We start from the raw sequence: 18,044 nt of genomic DNA on the forward strand, positions 1-18,044 counted from the left end.
CGATGCCCCGACGCCACGAAGTGCCGGTGTACCGGCCGGACATCTATTCCCCGCAAGCGATCCTCGACCCGTACCCGCACTACGCGGACCTGCGCGAACTCGGTCCGGTGGTGTGGCTGCCCAAGCACAAGGTGTACGCACTGCCCCGCTACGCCGAATGCAAGGCCGTGCTGCTGGACGACAAGACCTTCGTCTCCGGCGACGGCGTGGCCCTGAATGCCGTCGCCAACCGGCTTTCCCGCGGCACGACGCTCAACAGCGACGGCGAAGACCACGCCCGCCGCCGAGCCCTGGTCGCCCACCGGCTCACGCCCCGGGCCCTGCGCGCGATGACGGACGTCGTGGAACGCCAAGCGGCCGAGATCGTCGACGCCGCAGTCGCCCAGCGCACCGTCGACGGCGTCGAAGTCGCGGCGGCACTGCCCGCGGCGGTGGTCCCCGACCTCGTCGGCTGGCCGGTGGAGGGGCGGGAGAACCTGCTGCGGTGGGGCGCGGCCACTTTCGACATCCTCGGTCCCTTGAACGGCCAGGCGGTGCAGGCGGTACCGGCCGGCCTGGGCATGACGCGGTTCGCGCACACCGTCGCGAAGCGGCGGAAGGTGCTGCCCGGCAGCATGGGCGACGACCTGCTGCGCGCGGCCGACGCGGGCGAACTCGCCCACGCCGAGTGCCCGGCGCTGATGATCGACTACCTCGCGCCGTCCCTGGACACCACCCTCAGCGCGATCGCGAGCGCCCTGCACCTGTTCGCCACCCACCCCGGCCAGTGGCGGCTCCTCAAGGACGACCCGGGCCGGATCCCCAACGCGGTCAACGAGGTCGTCCGGTTCGAATCGCCGTTGCGCGCCTTCAGCCGCAAGGTCGCGCGCGACACCGAGGTGGCCGGCACGGCCCTGCCCGCGGGCTCCCGGGTCCTCGTCCTCTACGCGTCGGCCAACCGCGACGAGCTGGAGTGGGACGACCCCGGCACGTTCGACATCCGCCGTGACGCGGCCCGCCAGCTCGGCTTCGGCCGCGGCACGCACGGCTGCGCCGGACAGGGCCTCGCCCGCCTGGAAACCCAGGCAATGCTGCGCGCGCTGGTGGCCCGCGTCGACAAGATCAAGCCGGCCGGCCCACCCGAGTGGGCGCGCAACAACATCATCCACCGCCTCGGGCGGCTCCCGCTCGAACTCATCCCGGCCTGAAAGGAAGGAAACCCGGTGAAGATCTCCGTCGACCACGCTCGCTGCGAAGGTCACGGCCTGTGCACCGAACAGGCGCCCGCGATCTTCGATTTCGACGACGAGGCCGAACTCGTCCACCACTTCGAAGGCGCCGACATCCCGCCGGAGCAGCTCGCCGCCGCCCGGGCGGCCGTTACGTCGTGCCCGGTCGCCGCGCTGCGGGAACTCCCGTGAAACCGCCGTGGCGGGAGAGTTCCGGGAATTGGGTCACGCGAGTCCGATCACCGTGATCGGCGCGAAAGAGTAGGGGTGCCCTCGGCAGGATTCGAACCTGCGACACCTGCCTCCGGAGGGATGGGGTGAAGCAAGGCGGTGCGTGGCTCTGACCTGCGGGTTGTCACGTCCCTGCGGCGGTCGAGACGTCGGCTTGCACACGCATTGCACACCGTGGCCAAAAGAGGCTGAAACAGCATTTGGAGGAGGGGGTCTCCACTTAGTGCTGTTTCAGCCTCTTTCTCGACTCGTAGTGACTACTGAGACATACAGTTAGTGTGGGAGAGAAGCCGTCATCGGAGGTGTCACTCACCTGTCACATCTAAATCTGCAGGTCAAGCAGGGGTGAGGGACAGTGTGACAGGTGTGACACCCTGGACACGCCCCCGGTGTTACGCCTCGAGCGCCCAGCGGGCCTGCGCTGCTTTGTGGTGGTCGTCCAGGGCAGACAAGCTTGGCATCAGGGCTGCGGGTATGGCGAGACTTGCGCCAGCAAGTAATCCGTAGCTGAGGTGGTCCCGCAGGCTCGGTGCGACGACGATTGTGCTGCTGGAGGTCTCGATGGCGAGCAGGCCGGCGTCGAACAGCGCGTGGATGTCCGACCTGAGCAGGAGTCCTTCGCTGAGCTTGTGCGTTTCGTGCTCGGCGAACGCCCGGAGGTGAGCGGCCTGGAGTGCCTCCTTTGGCGTTGGACCTGTAACTGCGCAGGTCAAGCCGTACTTCTCCAGTAGCCCAGCACGGAACTGCCGCTGTCCACGCCGAACCTTGACCAAGGATGTCTGCCGGCCGCCCGTCCACGAGGTGTTGTCGTCCTCGGTTTCGTCCGGGTCCGACTTCGGAGCCGCCGCGGTCGCGGTGCCGAGCTTGACGAGGCGAAAGCGCCAGATGCGGAAGCCGTCCTGCGCCCGGGTCTCCGGCCAGACCTCCGTTATGCCGAAGAGGCCGTCGTACCGATAGCCCGTCACGGGCGAGAAGCGACTATCGCCGTTCGAGCCGCGGATCACGCGGATGGGCTGCCGCTCTTCGTATGCTCGCAAGAGACCTGCATTGGCCCGAGTCAGTTCCTGGTCGGCCACATGTCGCTTTCGCGAGTTCGGGTGGCGTCCGCCCCCGCCTGTGTAGATGATCTCGTCACCGTCGTCAACGTCGTCGTCGTACCCGCCGTTTACGACGATGGAGTCGGATCCGTCCTTGCCGCCTGAGATTCCCCCCTGTGATGCCCTGTGTACACCGACCGCGTTCATTGCGTCGTAGTCTGCGAATGTGTCACCGACGGACACGTCGGGGATCTCGCCATATCGAAGCACGCTAGCCATGGGGCTAGAATACGATGAAGCTCACCCATGCTTGCGACGGCCTGTGACTTAGACTACGGGAATCTGTGAATGGTCTGCCCATGCGAGGAGTTCGCGGTATTTCCAGGCGCCCTTGCGCATCTCGCCGGCATCTGTGATCTGCATTGACTCGGGAATGCCGAATCCTTGAAATATTTGATTTGACAGCTGTTTGACAACGATCATTAGATCGCGACTCGGTGTTGATATTGTGTCAATATCAACAACTGTTGAGCTTACTTCGGGCGGCCTTACTAGCTTGGTTCCGTGCGTGTTAAATCCGGTGCGATTATTTCCGATTCCAAATAATTTAGGCGAGCCTTGAATAAATACAAGCTGTGCTCGTACTGTGGCGAGGCCGTTCGTGGCGGCTCTGTCTCGTGCGTGCTTCCCTAGGTGTAGGAGTCCTGAAATTAGCCCGTATGTAACCCATTCGTCAGCGACGATTCGCACGCTATTTTCATCATCGGTTGCGTACTCGGGTACGCGTAGCGTGTGGAGCTCAACCGCGAAGACTCCGGAGCCGTCGCGATAGCACTCTAGCAAGCCATATTCCGAAGACGAGTCCCCGTAGCCTCCGTCGGCTATTAGTCGATCGGTGTCCGTTGTAAATCTGTGAAAGTTGGCATTATGGGTCGGATCTACACCTGCAGCTGTCATTTCTTCCTGAAAATTTCGGTACGTGCTCATGGATATATTCATCTCGCCGGAGAGTTCTGGAATGATGCTAACTAAGAGCCAGGGAGATCTGGACAAGTTCAAACGCGCAACCGCGTATTTCTCAGCCTTAGAGGCTTTCTGTCCACGTTCGGCGCGTCCGGTTGAGCGTTCGTGGTAGGCCGCTGCTACTTCCGGTTCGGACAAGTAGCGCGTTGTTGAACCATTGCGTTTCGGGTAGCGCAACGCATCATTGACCAACACGGCGTGGGGCGCCGAGGTGCTCCGCGGGACGGAAATGATATAAAATCCGGTCCTTTCGGGGTCTGCTGGCCGTGCTATAGGCACGGCATTTATCTCGAAGATCGGCATCGGTGCTGTACGAGATGCAATCATCTGACGCATTCTTGCCACTTCTGCTTCTGATAATTCGATCCCGCATGGATCGGTTGCTCTCGCTTGGTCGTCTTCGTCGACGCCAAGTACGATTACGCCGCCCGCGGTATTGGCGAGTGCTGCAACGTCGCCAGCAAGTTTTCTTGCCTCGCTGTCTCCGTTGCCGTATAGATCCCGCTTGAAGTCGAGATCGAATGATTCCTGAGCGCCGGAGGTGACTAGTCCTTGGATTCCATTTTCGTCGACATTGTCGAGGCTTGAGCCGAAAAGAGCTTCGAGGCGACGGGATCGCAGAGTGGCCACTGGCTTGCTTCCTCTCCTGGGGTGCAGTGTTACTAGATCGCTGGCGACATGCTCATGTTACGAAGGCAAAGATTTTCGCGAATGTCTGACTTTCGGTGAAATCTCGGCAGCCTTGTGTCTGGGCGCATTTGAAGTTAAGGTGCACTTGCCCGTTGGTTGAGGCTAGTGGTGGGGGGTTCCGGTTCGATTCTCGGATGGGTTCCGTTCTTCCTGGTGGCCTTCGTTGTTCTCTGTGTCATTAAGTACATCGGTGTGACTGCTGCTAGAGGTACCACGAACGATGACGACAAAGAGAAGGGCAGGTGAGGCTCATGAAACGACGTGATTCAGTGAAGGTTGCTGTGTGCGAGACGACGTGGGCGCTCGGAGTGCGGATCTTGGTTGGCTCGCCCCTCCTAACCTGAGCTAACGGTCGCGAGTGGCCCTTCCGGCTTCCGGAAGGGCCACTTGTCTGTGAGCCTGTCTGGCGGTGCTGAACCAGCAAGCTCGCTGTTCCTCCTGCGGCGCGTCGTGGCAGTCTGGCCGAAGCTGTAGCGTGGGATCTCATGTTCACCGTCGAGGACGCGGCAAGAGTCGCCGAAGGGTTCGTGGCTCCGCTGGGCCGGCGCTGGCAGCATGTCCAAAGCGTTGCGGCGCGCGCTCGGACACTGTCGTCGGCTGTGTCAGCTGACGAGTCTGATGTCCTCGTGTCCGCTGCATGGCTGCACGACATCGGCTATGCACCATCGATCGGTCACACCCGATTCCACCCCTTGGACGGGGCTCGCCACCTGCGTGACCAGGGCTGGCCTACCTCGGTAGTGAATCTCGTGGCTCACCATTCAGGTGCACGCTTCGAGGCGGAGGAACGTGGGTTGAGTTCTGAACTCGCAGAGTTCCCGTTCGAGGACTCACCAACTTTGGACGCACTCGTGACGGCCGACCTGACGACGGGCCCGGACGGTCAGAGGTTGACTTACGACGAGCGGATCGACGAGATTCTCAAGCGCTACCCGCCTGACGACCCTGTACACAGGACGTGGGTAAAGGCTGCGCCGATCCTCAAGGAGTCAGTGAAGCGAACCGAGGCTCGATTGGCCAATCAGCCCAGGTAAGGCACGGTGCGGCTCGCATCCAGCGCGTGATCGATCCTAAGCCGCATTGACGGGTGAATGTTCAAGCTGTCGAGTTCGGCGGGCTCGACCCAGCGCACAGCCTTCGTTTCGGTGCCATCTTCCCGCGGCTGGCCGCCGATCCAGCGTCCCTCAAAGCACAGGGAAAACTGCTGCCGGACCTCGCCGTCGTCGTACGCCATCACGTGCCGAGGGTCTGTGTATGTGCCCACGAGCCGGGTCACCTCGATGTCTAGGCCGGTTTCCTCGCGAACCTCACGGACCGCGGTATCCGTGATCCGCTCGCCGACGTCATGGCCGCCGCCCGGAAGCGCCCACAGGTCGTTGTCGATCTTGTGGATGAGCAGGACGCGGCCGGCGTCGTCGCGGATGACCACCGTGACGGACGGGACCACGCTGTTGGCCGCGGGCGCGGCCGGGTCGTCGAAGTAGTCGACGCGCGCCATGACGCCTAACCCTTCTCCGAGACGCCCAGGTCCCAGGTCCGTTCGAAGGACCGCATGAAGTGGTCCCACATCTGGCCGTTGGGCTGCCGCTTCAGGTGCATGACCGGGCTCTGGCCGGCCAGGGCGCCGAAGGCGTGGCCGTTGACGAGTAGATCATCGTCGAACCGGTACAGCGAGTTGTACAAGATTTCGCCGTGTGTGCGGACCTCTACGCCGTCCAAGCCGACGACGTCGGACAGGTAGCGGCGCATGAGCTGCACGCGGCCTTCGAGGCCGCCGGGGGTGCCTTCCTCGACGGCCCGCTGAATCACAGCCGGCGCCGTCTCATTGCCGACCAGGAGACGGAACCGCACGCCGGCCGCGGCCTTCTTGCGAACGAGCGGGACGAAGTTGTACTGCTCGACCAGGAAAGCCCCCGAGAAGACCAAGACGTCCATGCTTTGCTGCACCCCGTTCAGCAGCGCTTCCCAACCGGCGCCGGTGATCGAGGAGCGCGACTCGTAGAGGTGCACGAGTTCGGACTCCGTGTGGGCCGGCCGGGTGTCTGCCACCAACGACGGCCAGAGGTCTTCTTCGCGGCCGCCGAGCACGGCCAGGATCTTGTGCCGAGTTCCGCGGTGGGGGACACGTTCCTTGCTAATCCAGCGGTCCGCCGTCTTCGGGTCGACACCGACTTTGGCCGCTAAGCGCTCGACGTCGAGGTTGGCGGCGAGCATCGCCGTGCGAAGCCGGTCATTCGCCATGGTGGCGCCCCTTCGCACGCTGGGACGTTTGGGACGTTTCCGAGGGACGCCACGTGCGCGCCGGACGTCCTGAAAGGTCTCTGGAAGTGCGGTGCCTACGTCCTTTGACCTGCGGTTTTCTTAGATCACGCCGCCGGACGGAGCGGCCGGAATCGAAGAGAACGGTGGGGATCATGGCTCGCAAAACGTCTCCGGTGGTGCAGGAGAAAGGCGGCAGCGTTCGCGGCAAGGTCATCGGCGCTGCGATCGTCCTGGCTGCGTTGGCGGTGGTGGTCAAGCACCCCGCAGACGCGGTGATCTTCGTTCGGGCGGCTTTCGGGTGGCTGGGAGCCATTGGAGACGGGCTGGCGTCGTTCGGGCGGGACATCGCTAGCTAGCGCCACCCTCGATGCGCTCCAGACGAGCTGACAGGTCGGCTACTGCGGCGCGTAGCTCGCGCAGCTGTTCCTCAACGCTCACAGACTGCTCCGGGATCCCGCTCACGAAGACGCCAACCGCAGGAGTAGTCGTCACCCATCCTTCGTCCTGCAGGGACTTCAAAGCCTTCTGAGCGGTGCCAAGGGCTACGCCGTGTTGCTCGGCAAGATCCCGATTGCCTGGCAACTTGTCGCCCGGCTGCAGGGTCCCGCTCCGAATGTCCCGGCGGATCGTCTCTGCCACCCGCTCGTAGACCGCTCCACCTACAGGCTCCATTCGATCAGTCTACAGCTCTGACGCACACCGACATAGTTCACCTGAATGGCCGACTTGCGATTGATATGTACTGATCTACAGTGATCTATGTCAGTTACCGAAAGGGGTTCCGATGAGTTCCGAGTTCACCGCCTTCTCCGCCGGCGAAGCCGCTGCGTTCTACCCGGATGGTCTGACCGAAGCGCTGATCGACGCGCTTCTGGAAGACGTGGACCGGGAGCTGGCCGCGGACGAGTTCGCAGCGGAGGCGGCCTACCGCTTCGACTTCAACGACCAGCGCCGGGTGAGCCGGGCGCGTCGCCGTGCCGGCCGTGAGGCGCTGCGGGCGCTACCGGTCCGTGTGCCGGCGACCTGGTCGTCCGCTGGTGAGGCCGCGTGATGGCGGCCCGCCTGTTGTTCAGCCCCGACGCGGCGGCCCCTTCCGGCAAGAACGTGCCGACCGCGCCGGGTTCCACCGAGCAGTCGCGAAACCGTACGGAGGAAACCCAGATGGTAGACACCGCCGCCCCGGAGCGCGAGGCCGCGACCTTCGCCTACACCCCGGCTGAGCTGAACGCCCTGATCTCCCGCGAGGTCTCCGGCCGCCTGCACGAAGTCGGCATGACGCTGATGTCCAACGCCGCGTTCCTGCTGGCCAATGACACGGTGCCGGCCGCGGTGAAGCGGGACCGCGCCGGCGTCTACCTCGACGTCGCCACGCAGCTGCGGCTGCTGGCTCTGGCTGAGCTGGACGGCCTCGCCGACGGGCCGGTGGCCCAGTGAACCCGCGCAACCGGCGTCAGCGGGTGACCACGGTGTTCGACGGCCGGACCCACCACGTGGCGCTCTGCCGCGGGGAGCGGGATGGGCTGCCGGTGTTCGGGTGGGGCGAGGCCCCGTCCACGCTGTTGACCCGCACGCAGCTGCGGGAGGTCGGGTTGCGGCCGGGCGGGCAGGACCCGGTGGCGTTGCTGGTGTTCCGCCACCACCGCCCCTACGCCCGGGAGACCGTGGCGGAGCTGTTCTCGGTGGAGCGGGCCGCGGTCAAGCGCCCGGCGGTGCCGGGGCAGCTGGACCACGCGATGGAAGCCCGCCGCACCTGCGTGGACTGCGGCGAAATCCAGGACTACTGCGTGCCGACCAGCACCCGCCAGTGCTGGGCCTGCTTCGAGGGCGAGCAGGCCGACCGGGTGGAGGTGGCCGCGTGAGCCAGAACGACTCCGGCGCATGGCACGCCCGGGTGCAGGCCGAACAGGAAGCCATCGACAACGCGCGGCGCGAGGCCGAAGCACAGGAGGTGTCGCGGTGAACACGTTCGAGGTGTTGCAGCGGTACGGAACCCTCGCGCTGGTCCGGTTCGCCGGGACGGTGTGCCTGTTCCTGGTCCTGCACCTGCTGCGGATCCCGCTGGTGATCGCCGAGCAGATCCTGGCAGGGGTGCTGGTCCGGCTCGACCGGGCCGCGGCGGCGCAGGCGTCGAAACCGCCGCAGCGGCCGGTCAACCAGTTCTTCCCCGCAGATTTCCCGACTGGGCAGGAGGTGCCCCGATGAACGTGCAGCGTGAGCAGCGGACCCGCCTGCAGCTGGTCATTGAGTGGGCGGTGTGGCACTTCGGTGAGCTGGCCGGCGTCTTCGGGCCGCTGGTCCTGGCGTGGGTGTTCACCCCGTGGTTCGCCCTGGTGTCCGCGGTCGTGGCGGCCGGGTGGGCGGTGCACGAAGTGCGCGACCACCGCGACCAGGTCCGGCTGCGCGCCGGCACCCCTGACCGCAAGCAGCTGCCGGCGACGCCGGCCGCCACCGATGACGAGGCCGTGAGCGACCGTGCGAGCCGGGAGGGGACCCGATGAGCTGGGCAGACGAGCGCCGCGCCACCCGCGCGGCCGAAGCGGAGATCCAGCGGCAGAACGCGAACGCCGCGCTGGAGCGCAAGCTGCGGGCACGGGACGCGGCGGCCGAGCAGCGCCGCACGGACACCGCGGCCGCGGCGAAGCTGGCCGACCAGCAGCGCAAGGCCCGCCAGGCCCGCCGCGCCGCGACGCTCGCCCGGGTCACCGGGTGGTTGTCGGCGAACCGGGTCCGGCTGCCGATCTACCTGCTCGCGCTGGTGTCGGCGGGCATGGCCGTGCCCGCCATGGCCGGCTACGGCGTGGGCGTCTACGGGGACGCGACCGGCGCGGCGCTGCCGGCACTGTCGGAGCTGGGAATGTGGGCGTTCGCGTTCGCGGTGGAGGTCACCCGGCACCGCCACCCCCAGCGGCCCGTGTGGGCGCTGCAGGTCGGGACGTGGGTGTTCGCCGGCGTGGGGTTCGCGCTGAACGTGCTGCACGGCGTGGGCCGCGGGTGGGACGCGGCGGTGGTGATGGGCATCGTGTCCGTCGCAGGCGTCATCGCTCACCAGCTCGCGGTCGCGTCGCCGCCGCGGTCGGCGGCGGAGCGGGCCGCGGCCCGGATCGAGCGCACGACGCTGCGCAAGGTCGCAAGGGTGCAGCGGGCCGCCGTCCGGACCGCGGTCGCGGAACTGGCTGCCGACGGCACCGCGCGGCTGGTGTTCACCCCGGGCCGCTACACCCTCGACGGGCGTCGGCTGGCCGCGGTGGTGGAGCCGGACCGGCACGCCGGCGACATCCTGGCCGATGAGGTGGCCGCCTACCTGACCACCCACGCCGACACCGCCCCGGTCGCCGAGGACGGGCCGATCGTCGACGCTCCGGTGCTGACCCTCGACCACCCCGCCGACCAGCGGAAGTCGACCCCGACCCGCCGCACGATCCCCGCGCCGAAGACGCGCACGCTCGACCAGCTGCGCGCCGAGTTCGCGGCGGCGATCGCCGACCCCGACGTCCCGATGGACCCGACGTCGGCGGAGTCGATCCGCAAGACGCTGCGCTGCGCGATCAAGTCCGCGCGGCAGCTGCGCAACGAGCACAAGAACCCGAACCAGTGAGCCGGGAGGACACCACCATGAGCACCGACACGACCCCAGGCGCCGGGGAGCTGGCCACCGTCCACCACCTGCCGGTCCCCGGCGGGGCGGGGGAGGCGATCGAGCCGGACGAGATCTTGACGGCGGAGGAATACGCGGCGCGCACGTCGCAGAAGGCCCGCGCCCTGGCCCGCTACGAGGGCTACCGCCGGGACGTCGTGCTGGCCGCCACCGTGGCGCGCAAGGCGGCGACGCACGAGACGACGAAGACGGTGCTGAACCACGGCCTGACGGTGATTCAGGGCCTGGACTCGTGGCGCGGCCGGATGTGGGACGCCTCCACTTTGGGTGTCTACCGGCGCCAGATCAAGGCCGCCGAAGCGATGGGGGATCAGGCCCTGGTCGCGGAATGGCTGGAGCGCAAGGCCCGGGTGCAGGACGCCCGGCACCGCCGGGTGATGGACCTGCCGAAACTGCTGGTCGGCCTGGTCAAGGCCGGGGTCGTGGGGTTGGCGGCGCTGGTGGTGATCGTGCTGCTGATCGGGCTGTTGGTGCAGCTGTCCGGCGCCGGCGAGTTCACCCGCGTGGTCGGCGGAGTGATGGACGCCCTGAGGTTCATCTTCACCGCCATTGCGTGGGCCTGGACGCCGTTGGCGCTGGTCGCGCCCTACGTGATCAGCGTCGGTGTGGTGCTCGCGGCGTGGCGCGAGGGCCGCCAGCGCGGCAAGGTTCCCGGCTGGCTGGCCACGTCCACGCAGGACTCCGACGTGGCGATCGATGAGACGACGATCGCGCAAGCCCTTGCGGCGCTTCGGATTCCGCAGATCACCAACTACCTGAAGGAAGGGCTGCCGATGCAGTACCTGACCCCGGCACGCCGGGACGGACGCGGCACGCACGCCGTCGTCCGGCTCCCGGCCGGGGTCACTGCCGAGAAGGTCGCCCGCCGGCGCGCGGACTTGGCCACCGGCCTGCACCGGCTGTCCAAAGAGGTGTGGCCGACCACCGGCAGCGAAGCCGGGATCCTGGACCTGTGGGTGGCCGACAAGGGCGCACTCTCGGAAGGCGCGGGGGAGTATCCGCTGCTGGAAGACGGTGCGGTGGACGTGTTCAAGGGTGTCCCGTTCGGACGGACGCTGCGCGGGGAACCGATGATGGCGCCGCTGCTGGAGCGCAACACCATCTGCGGCGGCATGCCCGGCCAGGGCAAGTCCTCCGCGGCGCGGGTCGTCATGGCCGGCGCCGCCCTGGATCCCACCGCTGAGCTGCGGATTTGGGTGCCGGACGCGAACTTCGACTTCGAGGTGTTCGCGCCGCGGTGCTCCCGCTACGTGATGGGCGCCGAAGACGAGAAGATCGCCCAGATCCTTGCGGACCTGCGGGAGCTGCACGCGGAGGTGCAGCGCCGCGGTGACCTGCTGGTCAAGTACGAGATTCCGGCCGTGACCAGGGAATACGCGTCGAAGAACGTCGGGTTGCACCCGATCTTCGGCCTGCTGGAAGAGGCCCATGTCGCGATCCAGCACCCCAAGTACGGCAAGGACATCTCCCAGCTGCTGGTCGACATCGTCCGCCTGGGCCGCAAGCGCGCCATCCACCTGATCGTCTCCACGCAGGCGCCGACGAAGGACAGCATGCCCAGGGACGTGACACGCAACTGCTCCAATGGCATCGCGTTCGCCGTGGGCGACCACGTCGCCAATGACGCGTTGCTCGGTCAGGGCGCCTACTCCGCCGGTCACCGCGCTACGGAGCTGATTCCTGGCACCGACAAGGGAACCGCCGTGGTCAAGGGGTTCTCCGGAGAACGCTCGGAGATCGTGCAGGTCTACTTCCTCGACGTGTCGAAGGACCACGACCAGGTCACCCCGATCATCGAACGCGGGCTCGCCGCAATCGCCAAGCGCGGCCGGGTTCCGTGGTCCACCAGGGACAACGACGGATCGGAGGCGCTACCGGCGCCGCGGAACCTGCTCGAAGACCTCTGCGAGGTCCTCGGGGATGAGCCGGTCCCGGCCGCGAAGGCAGCGCCGCTGTTGATCGCGCTGGCGACCGAGTACAGCGGCCTGACCGGCAAGCAGCTGTGCGCCGACCTGGCCGCGGTCGGGGTGAAGGTGCCCAGCTCGCAGAACCGCTACCCGGTCGACCCGGTCACGATCCGTGAGGCCATGGCCGGGCAGGCGACCGCCGACCTCGACGACGAAAGCTAGCCCGGGTTAGCTCGCCCGCCGTCCCGCACACACCACCGAATCCGGCCGGGAACCCGGCCGTCGGCGGCGGGCTAACCCACCTAACCCATCTCACTTTCCGCAGGCCAGAAGCCATACGGCCCGGCTAACCGGCGAGGTTAGAAACCTAACCCGGATTCCGCGACCTAACTCACCGATCTCACCGCCACGCGACACCACCGCAGGGGTGCTCGCGCCGGCACCTCCTACCCGAAAACAGGCACACACCGTCACCAACGGAAGGGACCTGAGATGGCGACCCAGTACGCGCACATCGGCAAGAAGTCCTGGTGGTCCGGCAACGTCAAGACGCTCTGCGGCCTGACCATCCCGCCCGGCGAGGCCAAGACGTTGTGGTTCCCGATGTTCGTCAAGACCTGCCCCGGCTGCGCCGCCGTGCAGGCCGCCCAGCAGGCCAAGTAGCCGCGCCGGTCAGCCCAAGCACCGCATCCCAGACAACCGTCCGGAAAGGACTCCTGACATGGCTGCTTTCGCTCCCTACCGCTGGGCCGCCGACGCCACCGGCGTGTGGGCCCACCAGTTCCTGTCCGCTGCACCGGATGTTCCGGTCGCTGAGGTGGTGGACGAGATCGCGGCGCTCGTCGGTCGCACAGGTGTGCCGCTGACCGCCTACGCCCGCACCGGTGGCAGCGACTTCTGCTCATCGCTGCTGCTGGTGCGCGACCCCAGCGTCACCCACGGCACCCCGGCCCTGGACGACTGCGAACGCGCCGCCGCCCAGCTGGCCACCGGCGACAACTGGCACAGCCGGGGCCAGATGATCCGCTCCGCCGTGCTGGTTGTCATCGGACTGCGCGAGGGCTACGCCCCGGGCGCCCGGGTGCACACCTTCGCCGAGTTCGAGCAGCGGGTGATGCGTGAGCAGCGGGTGTGGTCCGGGATGTCGGCGGAACTCATCTCGGCTCGCCGACTGCCCGACGGCGACGTGCAGGTCTACCGAGAGCCGGGCGCGCTGACCTTCGCCGACTGGGAACAGCTGCCCGCCCTCGCCGCGATCGCCGACGACTTCGGGCAGGACCGGTTCGTCACTCACGACTGGCTCGCCCACCGCACCACCGCCTACAGCCGCACCACCGGAAAGGGCGCCTGATGACCACAATGGACACGCTCACCGCGGCATTGGCCGCCGCGGCCCGCGGGTGGCACGTCTTCCCGCTCCGGCCGGGCAGCAAGCGCCCGGCCGGGCACGCCGAAGACGGCTGCCCCGGTACCGGCCGGTGCGCCGGCGGACACCGCACCTGGGAGCAGCGCGCCACCACCGACCCGGACAAGATCCGCGCCGCGTGGACCCAGGCGCCGTACGGCATCGGGGTGGCCACCGGGCCGTCCGGGCTGTGCGTGCTCGACCTCGACACGCTCAAGTCCGGCGAGACCGTGCCGGAGCGGTGGGCCGCGGCCGGCGCGCGGTCCGGCGAAGACGTCCTCGCCGTCGTCGCCGACGAGGCCGGTGAGGAGCTGCCCGGGGACACGCTCACGGTCCGGACTCCCTCGGGCGGGCTGCACCTGTACTACCGGCTGCCGGGGGACGTGACACTGCGGAACACCCGCGGCGAGGACGGCAACGGCCTGGGCTGGAAGGTCGACACCCGCGCCGGCGGCGGCTACGTCGTCGGCCCCGGCACGGTCACCACCACCGGCCGGTACGCGTTCCTGTGGGACGGCGAGGTCGCGGAGCTCCCCGGCTGGCTGGTCGACCGGCTCACCCCCGCGCCGCTGCCGGCCGCGCCGGTGCTGCCGATCCGGCCCGCCGGCGGCCGGCGCTCCCGCTACCTCGACGCCGCGGTGCGGGCGGAAGCGGGGAAGGTCGCCGACGCGCGGCAGAACCGCAACGGCACGCTCTTCGCCGCCGCGGTCGCCCTCGGGCAGCTCGTGGCCGGCGGTGCGCTCACCGAAGACGAGGTGCGCGCCGCGCTGATGACCGCGGCCGGCCGCCACATCGGCACGCGGCAGTTCACCGCCCGCGAAGCCGAAACCACGATCGCGTCCGGTCTGCGGGCCGGCGCCAAGCGTCCCCGCCGGATCGCCTGACCTGCACGTTGTCACGTCCCTGGAGGTCCGAACCATGACCACGCCCCGGCCGCTGGCCGCCGTGCCGACACCGCCCGTCCGCCGCACCCGGTGGACGGATGCCGAGCTGATGCGAGAGGAGTTTCCGCCGGTCAAGTGGGCCGTTCCCGGCCTGCTCGCCGAAGGGGTCAACCTGCTGGCCGGTGCGCCGAAGCTGGGGAAGTCATGGATGTCCCTCGGGCTCGCCGCGTCCATCGCGAACGGGGAACCCGCGCTCGGCTCGATCGAGGTCGAACGCGGCCCGGTCCTCTACTGCGCGCTGGAGGACACCGGCCGCCGGTTGCAGCGCCGGCGGCGGCAGCAGATCGCCGCCGGTGGGCGCCCGTCGCCGCTGCTGACCCTGGAAACCTCGTGCCCCACCATGAACGCCGGTGGGGACGAGGTGCTCCGGGAGTGGCTGGAGGAGAACCCGACGGCCCGGTTGGTCATCATCGACACGCTGCAGAAGATCCGGGGCCCAGTCCTGCCCGGGGCGTCTGCCTACGCCTCCGACTACGCCGCGGGCGCCCGGTTCAAGGAGATCGCCGACCACTACGGCGTGCCGTTCCTGCTGATCCACCACGTCCGCAAGCAGGACGCTGACGACTGGCAGAACATGGTGTCCGGCACTGCCGGGCTGACCGGCGCGATGGACGCCACCCTGGTGCTCGAGCGCGCCCGTGGGCAGGCCGATGGCGTGCTGCACGTGACCGGCCGCGACGTCGAAGAGACCGACTACGCGATGACCTTCGACGCGACCGCCGGCGCCTGGACCAAGCTTGACGGCCCCGCCGCCGATCACCTGGTCGCCGACACCCGCGCCGACATCCTGCGCCTGCTGCGCGAGCACGGGCCGCTCAAGCCCGCCCGGATCGCCGAAGCGCTCGACACCGTCCCGAACACCGTCCGCAAGACCTGTGCGCGCATGGCCGACGCGGGACAGCTGCACAAGACCCCGGACGGCACGTACAGCGCCCCCGGTACCAGCGACAACGGGGACACCCCCGAGGTGTCCCACCTGTCCCCGCTGTCCCTCAATGGCACCTGACCAGCGCAAACGGGTGTGACAGCGGGTGGGACACCCCACCACACCTGTCACCCGGCCGTCACCGCCGCGGCCGGCGACTGCGAGCCATAGGGACGTGACAAAGCCCAGCTCACTGCACCGAGAGGAGATCCGGATGTGTCGATCAGCCGCCGAAGGTGGCCGCCGGTGCAACGGTCGCAGCTGCGGCGCCGCCGGCGCCCGCGCCCGCCAGGCCCGCTCCCGCGCCCGCCGCGGCCTGGAAGCCGCCCACGCCGCCGGCGACCCGGCCGCGGTCGCCGCTGCCGAAGCCAAATACACCGCCGCCACCGGCAACCCGCCGCCCGACGCCGGCACGTTCACCGGCCAGCTGCCCACCCCGACCCCGCCGGAGAAGCCCATGCCCAAGCCCGACGAAACGAAGCCCAGCAAGCCGGAACCGAGCAGCACGCCGACCGGATCCACTGAGGAGCGCATCCGCGACGCCGTGGCGAAGCTGGCCACGGCGGACGGCGAATGGGTCAGTCTCGTGGAACTCCGCAAGGCTCTCGGAGACGTCGACCACAACGAGCTGACCCGGGTCCTGCGGGACATGGACCGCAACAATCCCAACGTCGATTTCGTACCGGAGGACAACCGCAAGGTCCTCACCGACGTGGACAACGCCGCGGCGATCGAGATCGGCGGCGACGCCCAGCACTTCATGCGGATCGAGCGCCCACACGACACCAGTGCGAAGGACCGCGTGCAGGCCGCCGGCATCGGCAACGCCACCGATGACGATCTCGCCCAAGCCCTGCGGGACCCTCTGATTCCGTCGCGGACCTACGACGAGATCCGGGCCGAGCAGAAACGCCGCGGACTCCCGTAGCCGCCTGACCTGCACGTTGTCACGTCCCCGACAGGTGTGACACCAGCGACCACCCCACCGGTGTCACACCTGTCACTCCGTCACTCAACCCACCCTGACCAGCACAAACAGGTGTGACACCTGCTGTGACACCCTCGAAAGGAGCCACCCATGTTCGTCGCCTCCACAGTCGCTCGCCTAGTTCCGGAGACACCGACATGGCCGCACGTGAACACCTCACCGTTGACGAGTTCTGCGAAGAGTTCGATATCGCCCGCTCGACCTTCGATGACTGGCGTGCCAAGGGACGCGCGCCGCGCTGCCTGAAGCTCCCCAACCGCCAATTGCGCATCCGACGTGCCGACGTCGATGCCTGGCTTGAGTCCTGTTTGGAGGCCGCGTGAACACGAGCTATCAGGTGCGCGTTTTCGGCATTACGCCGCGCAAGAACCGACAGGGCAAGGTCACCGCCCACGCGGTGCGGTGGCAGGTCGAGAAGTCCCGGTTCTGGAAGACGTTCAAGGTTGCCGCGCAGGCGGACAGCTTCCGTTCGGAACTCATCACGGCACAGCGAGCCGGTACGCCCTTCGACCTCACCACCGGGTTGCCGGTGGAACACAGCAAGCCGGTTGAGCGCATGTCGTGGTTCGTGATGACGTGCAAGTACCTGGACATGAAATGGCCGGATCTTGCCGCCACGGCACGCCAAACCACTGCTGAGGCGTTGATTCGGGTGCTGCCGGTCTTCGTGCCGGACAAGCCGGGGCGGCCGGATGCCGAGACGATTCGGTCGGTGGTTCGCCAATGGGGGTACAACACGCCAAGGCGCGAGTCGGACGCGCTGCCGGTCGATGCGGCGCGAGTACTCGACTGGCTTTCTCGCCACACCGCGTCCGTGTCGACGGCCGCGGAGGCTGAGACGCTGCGCAGCTTGCAGCGAGCCGTCACGAAAAGGCTCGACGGCAAGCCTTACGCGCCCACGGTCGCCCGTCGAACCCGTTCGGTGCTGTCCAACGCGCTCGACTACGCCGCGAAAGAACTCAAGGTGCTTGATGGCAACCCGTTGCCGGACACGAAATGGGCCAACATGCCGAAGGGCAAGCGCAAGGTCGATCGGCGTGCGGTTCCCAATCCGATACAGGCACGTACGTTGCTGCGGATCGTGGGGGAGACACCTCGTAGTGGCGATCGGCTCGAAGCGTTCTTTGCGCTGATGTACTTCGCCGCGCTCCGTCCGGAGGAGGCGACAAACCTTCGCAAGGAGCAGCTGTCGCTGCCTGTTCCTCAAAAGAACCCCGACAGTGGGCAACTTGAGTACGACTGGGGGACACTGCACCTCGAAGAAGCAAGGCCGTACATCGATGCTCTGTGGACCGACGCCGGCACAGTGGGGGAGGACCGGCCGCTGAAGTCGCGGTCCGCAGGGGAGGTGCGGCCGGTGCCCTGCGCACCCGAGCTGACCGCCATCCTGTGGCGCCACATCGAGCAGTTCGGCTACGGCCCGGATGGGCGCCTGTTCGTCGGTGAGCGCGGGGGACCGGTCTCGAAGGTCACCTACACCAAGGTGTTCCGTGCGGCTCGTGAGGCGACGTTCACGGCCGAAGTGGCGCGGGGTCCGCTGGTACGCCGGCCGTACGACCTCCGCCACGCCGCGGTGAGTACGTGGCTGGCTGCCGGTGTGCCGGCCGCGACGGTCGCGCTGTGGGCCGGTCAGTCGATCGCAGTGCTGCTGGAGGTCTACGCCAGCTTCCTCGACGGCGGGGAGGAGGCCGCCAAGCGGCAGATCGAACGCGTGCTCGGCACCCCGCCGCCGCGGTGAGCGCGCACACGCATCGCACACAGACGCCCGG

General features: G+C 67.8%; 23 protein-coding genes. 18 read left to right on the forward strand and 5 right to left on the reverse strand.

The genetic code is table 11. The features are described from left to right. Window positions 1-2 precede the first annotated feature (2 nt). The gene (locus tag ACWDN5_RS16225) at window positions 3-1,187 is read left to right on the forward strand and encodes a cytochrome P450 (RefSeq protein WP_449676861.1); all 1,185 of its coding nucleotides are present in this window, start codon (window positions 3-5) and stop codon (window positions 1,185-1,187) included. A gap of 15 nt (window positions 1,188-1,202) precedes the next feature. Continuing rightward, window positions 1,203-1,400 carry a ferredoxin gene (locus ACWDN5_RS16230; protein WP_449676862.1) on the forward strand — a complete coding sequence of 66 codons (198 nt, stop codon included), beginning with the start codon at window positions 1,203-1,205 and terminating at the stop codon, window positions 1,398-1,400. Between the two features lie 431 nt (window positions 1,401-1,831). Here the strand turns inward: ACWDN5_RS16230 and ACWDN5_RS16235 are convergent, their stop codons facing one another. Then, complete coding sequence (locus ACWDN5_RS16235) at window positions 1,832-2,755, reverse strand: YDG/SRA domain-containing protein (protein WP_449676863.1); 924 nt, start codon at window positions 2,753-2,755, stop codon at window positions 1,832-1,834. Between the two features lie 48 nt (window positions 2,756-2,803). Next, window positions 2,804-4,129, reverse strand: coding sequence for an AlbA family DNA-binding domain-containing protein (locus ACWDN5_RS16240; protein ID WP_449676864.1), 1,326 nt, complete (start codon window positions 4,127-4,129; stop codon window positions 2,804-2,806). 545 nt (window positions 4,130-4,674) lie between these two features. Between ACWDN5_RS16240 and ACWDN5_RS16245 the strand changes: the two genes are divergently transcribed. Further along, entirely contained in the window at window positions 4,675-5,223 is a 549-nt protein-coding gene (locus ACWDN5_RS16245) for an HD domain-containing protein (RefSeq protein ID WP_449676865.1), read from the forward strand. Here the strand turns inward: ACWDN5_RS16245 and ACWDN5_RS16250 are convergent. Next, on the reverse strand, window positions 5,211-5,687 hold the full coding sequence (locus ACWDN5_RS16250) for an NUDIX domain-containing protein (RefSeq protein ID WP_449676866.1): 477 nt from the start codon (window positions 5,685-5,687) through the stop codon (window positions 5,211-5,213). The two genes, ACWDN5_RS16245 and ACWDN5_RS16250, sit on opposite strands and share 13 nt — an antisense overlap. Window positions 5,688-5,692: 5 nt before the next feature. Beyond that, window positions 5,693-6,430, reverse strand: a complete 738-nt coding sequence (locus ACWDN5_RS16255) for a helix-turn-helix domain-containing protein (RefSeq protein ID WP_449676867.1) — start codon at window positions 6,428-6,430, stop codon at window positions 5,693-5,695. A 173-nt stretch (window positions 6,431-6,603) separates the two neighbouring features. Between ACWDN5_RS16255 and ACWDN5_RS16260 the strand changes: the two genes are divergently transcribed. Beyond that, entirely contained in the window at window positions 6,604-6,807 is a 204-nt protein-coding gene (locus ACWDN5_RS16260) for a hypothetical protein (protein WP_449676868.1), read from the forward strand. Here ACWDN5_RS16260 and ACWDN5_RS16265 read toward each other — a convergent pair. Beyond that, window positions 6,800-7,123, reverse strand: a complete 324-nt coding sequence (locus ACWDN5_RS16265) for a GntR family transcriptional regulator (protein ID WP_449676869.1) — start codon at window positions 7,121-7,123, stop codon at window positions 6,800-6,802. The genes ACWDN5_RS16260 and ACWDN5_RS16265 overlap by 8 nt on opposite strands. 112 nt (window positions 7,124-7,235) lie before the next feature. Between ACWDN5_RS16265 and ACWDN5_RS16270 the strand changes: the two genes are divergently transcribed. The 14 genes from ACWDN5_RS16270 to ACWDN5_RS16335 all read left to right on the forward strand — a co-directional run bounded on the left by ACWDN5_RS16270 (window position 7,236) and on the right by ACWDN5_RS16335 (window position 18,013). Beyond that, window positions 7,236-7,502: a hypothetical protein gene (locus ACWDN5_RS16270; RefSeq protein WP_449676870.1), complete on the forward strand. Its 267-nt coding sequence runs from the start codon at window positions 7,236-7,238 to the stop codon at window positions 7,500-7,502. Between the two features lie 110 nt (window positions 7,503-7,612). Then, complete coding sequence (locus ACWDN5_RS16275) at window positions 7,613-7,885, forward strand: hypothetical protein (protein WP_449676871.1); 273 nt, start codon at window positions 7,613-7,615, stop codon at window positions 7,883-7,885. Then, a complete protein-coding gene (locus ACWDN5_RS16280) occupies window positions 7,882-8,310 on the forward strand; it encodes an RRQRL motif-containing zinc-binding protein (RefSeq protein WP_449676872.1) in 429 nt (142 codons plus the stop codon). Before ACWDN5_RS16275 ends, ACWDN5_RS16280 begins: the two co-directional genes overlap by 4 nt. 97 nt (window positions 8,311-8,407) lie before the next feature. Then, a complete protein-coding gene (locus tag ACWDN5_RS16285; protein ID WP_449676873.1) occupies window positions 8,408-8,653 on the forward strand; it encodes a hypothetical protein in 246 nt (81 codons plus the stop codon). Continuing rightward, entirely contained in the window at window positions 8,650-8,949 is a 300-nt protein-coding gene (locus ACWDN5_RS16290; protein ID WP_449676874.1) for a hypothetical protein, read from the forward strand. The genes ACWDN5_RS16285 and ACWDN5_RS16290 overlap by 4 nt, the downstream gene beginning before the upstream one ends. Next, a complete protein-coding gene (locus ACWDN5_RS16295) occupies window positions 8,946-10,046 on the forward strand; it encodes a hypothetical protein (protein ID WP_449676875.1) in 1,101 nt (366 codons plus the stop codon). Before ACWDN5_RS16290 ends, ACWDN5_RS16295 begins: the two co-directional genes overlap by 4 nt. Window positions 10,047-10,063: 17 nt before the next feature. Then, window positions 10,064-12,235: a cell division protein FtsK gene (locus tag ACWDN5_RS16300; protein WP_449676876.1), complete on the forward strand. Its 2,172-nt coding sequence runs from the start codon at window positions 10,064-10,066 to the stop codon at window positions 12,233-12,235. A 270-nt stretch (window positions 12,236-12,505) separates the two neighbouring features. Beyond that, the gene (locus ACWDN5_RS16305) at window positions 12,506-12,676 is read left to right on the forward strand and encodes a hypothetical protein (protein ID WP_449676877.1); all 171 of its coding nucleotides are present in this window, start codon (window positions 12,506-12,508) and stop codon (window positions 12,674-12,676) included. Between the two features lie 58 nt (window positions 12,677-12,734). Beyond that, on the forward strand, window positions 12,735-13,364 hold the full coding sequence (locus ACWDN5_RS16310) for a hypothetical protein (protein ID WP_449676878.1): 630 nt from the start codon (window positions 12,735-12,737) through the stop codon (window positions 13,362-13,364). Further along, entirely contained in the window at window positions 13,364-14,302 is a 939-nt protein-coding gene (locus ACWDN5_RS16315; RefSeq protein ID WP_449676879.1) for a bifunctional DNA primase/polymerase, read from the forward strand. Before ACWDN5_RS16310 ends, ACWDN5_RS16315 begins: the two co-directional genes overlap by 1 nt. A 34-nt stretch (window positions 14,303-14,336) precedes the next feature. Beyond that, window positions 14,337-15,368, forward strand: a complete 1,032-nt coding sequence (locus tag ACWDN5_RS16320) for an AAA family ATPase (RefSeq protein ID WP_449676881.1) — start codon at window positions 14,337-14,339, stop codon at window positions 15,366-15,368. A 133-nt stretch (window positions 15,369-15,501) separates the two neighbouring features. Then, complete coding sequence (locus ACWDN5_RS16325) at window positions 15,502-16,215, forward strand: hypothetical protein (RefSeq protein ID WP_449676882.1); 714 nt, start codon at window positions 15,502-15,504, stop codon at window positions 16,213-16,215. A 197-nt stretch (window positions 16,216-16,412) separates the two neighbouring features. Then, complete coding sequence (locus ACWDN5_RS16330) at window positions 16,413-16,598, forward strand: helix-turn-helix transcriptional regulator (protein ID WP_084469831.1); 186 nt, start codon at window positions 16,413-16,415, stop codon at window positions 16,596-16,598. Then, window positions 16,595-18,013, forward strand: a complete 1,419-nt coding sequence (locus tag ACWDN5_RS16335) for a tyrosine-type recombinase/integrase (protein WP_449676883.1) — start codon at window positions 16,595-16,597, stop codon at window positions 18,011-18,013. The genes ACWDN5_RS16330 and ACWDN5_RS16335 overlap by 4 nt, the downstream gene beginning before the upstream one ends. Window positions 18,014-18,044 lie beyond the last annotated feature (31 nt).

It is taken from the genome of Amycolatopsis sp. NPDC003731, assembly GCF_053586895.1.

Bases quoted from the DNA above. Each gene is read 5' to 3' on its own strand.
- ACWDN5_RS16325 (WP_449676882.1), top strand. From the start codon at position 15,502: ATGTGTCGATCAGCCGCCGAAGGTGGCCGCCGGTGCAACGGTCGCAGC.
- ACWDN5_RS16235 (WP_449676863.1), bottom strand. From the start codon at position 2,755: ATGGCTAGCGTGCTTCGATATGGCGAGATCCCCGACGTGTCCGTCGGT.
- ACWDN5_RS16270 (WP_449676870.1), top strand. From the start codon at position 7,236: ATGAGTTCCGAGTTCACCGCCTTCTCCGCCGGCGAAGCCGCTGCGTTC.
- ACWDN5_RS16290 (WP_449676874.1), top strand. From the start codon at position 8,650: ATGAACGTGCAGCGTGAGCAGCGGACCCGCCTGCAGCTGGTCATTGAG.
- ACWDN5_RS16330 (WP_084469831.1), top strand. From the start codon at position 16,413: ATGGCCGCACGTGAACACCTCACCGTTGACGAGTTCTGCGAAGAGTTC.
- ACWDN5_RS16320 (WP_449676881.1), top strand. From the start codon at position 14,337: ATGACCACGCCCCGGCCGCTGGCCGCCGTGCCGACACCGCCCGTCCGC.
- ACWDN5_RS16310 (WP_449676878.1), top strand. From the start codon at position 12,735: ATGGCTGCTTTCGCTCCCTACCGCTGGGCCGCCGACGCCACCGGCGTG.
- ACWDN5_RS16245 (WP_449676865.1), top strand. From the start codon at position 4,675: ATGTTCACCGTCGAGGACGCGGCAAGAGTCGCCGAAGGGTTCGTGGCT.
- ACWDN5_RS16295 (WP_449676875.1), top strand. From the start codon at position 8,946: ATGAGCTGGGCAGACGAGCGCCGCGCCACCCGCGCGGCCGAAGCGGAG.
- ACWDN5_RS16305 (WP_449676877.1), top strand. From the start codon at position 12,506: ATGGCGACCCAGTACGCGCACATCGGCAAGAAGTCCTGGTGGTCCGGC.
- ACWDN5_RS16300 (WP_449676876.1), top strand. From the start codon at position 10,064: ATGAGCACCGACACGACCCCAGGCGCCGGGGAGCTGGCCACCGTCCAC.
- ACWDN5_RS16275 (WP_449676871.1), top strand. From the start codon at position 7,613: ATGGTAGACACCGCCGCCCCGGAGCGCGAGGCCGCGACCTTCGCCTAC.
- ACWDN5_RS16315 (WP_449676879.1), top strand. From the start codon at position 13,364: ATGACCACAATGGACACGCTCACCGCGGCATTGGCCGCCGCGGCCCGC.
- ACWDN5_RS16260 (WP_449676868.1), top strand. From the start codon at position 6,604: ATGGCTCGCAAAACGTCTCCGGTGGTGCAGGAGAAAGGCGGCAGCGTT.
- ACWDN5_RS16265 (WP_449676869.1), bottom strand. From the start codon at position 7,123: ATGGAGCCTGTAGGTGGAGCGGTCTACGAGCGGGTGGCAGAGACGATC.
- ACWDN5_RS16250 (WP_449676866.1), bottom strand. From the start codon at position 5,687: ATGGCGCGCGTCGACTACTTCGACGACCCGGCCGCGCCCGCGGCCAAC.
- ACWDN5_RS16255 (WP_449676867.1), bottom strand. From the start codon at position 6,430: ATGGCGAATGACCGGCTTCGCACGGCGATGCTCGCCGCCAACCTCGAC.
- ACWDN5_RS16225 (WP_449676861.1), top strand. From the start codon at position 3: ATGCCCCGACGCCACGAAGTGCCGGTGTACCGGCCGGACATCTATTCC.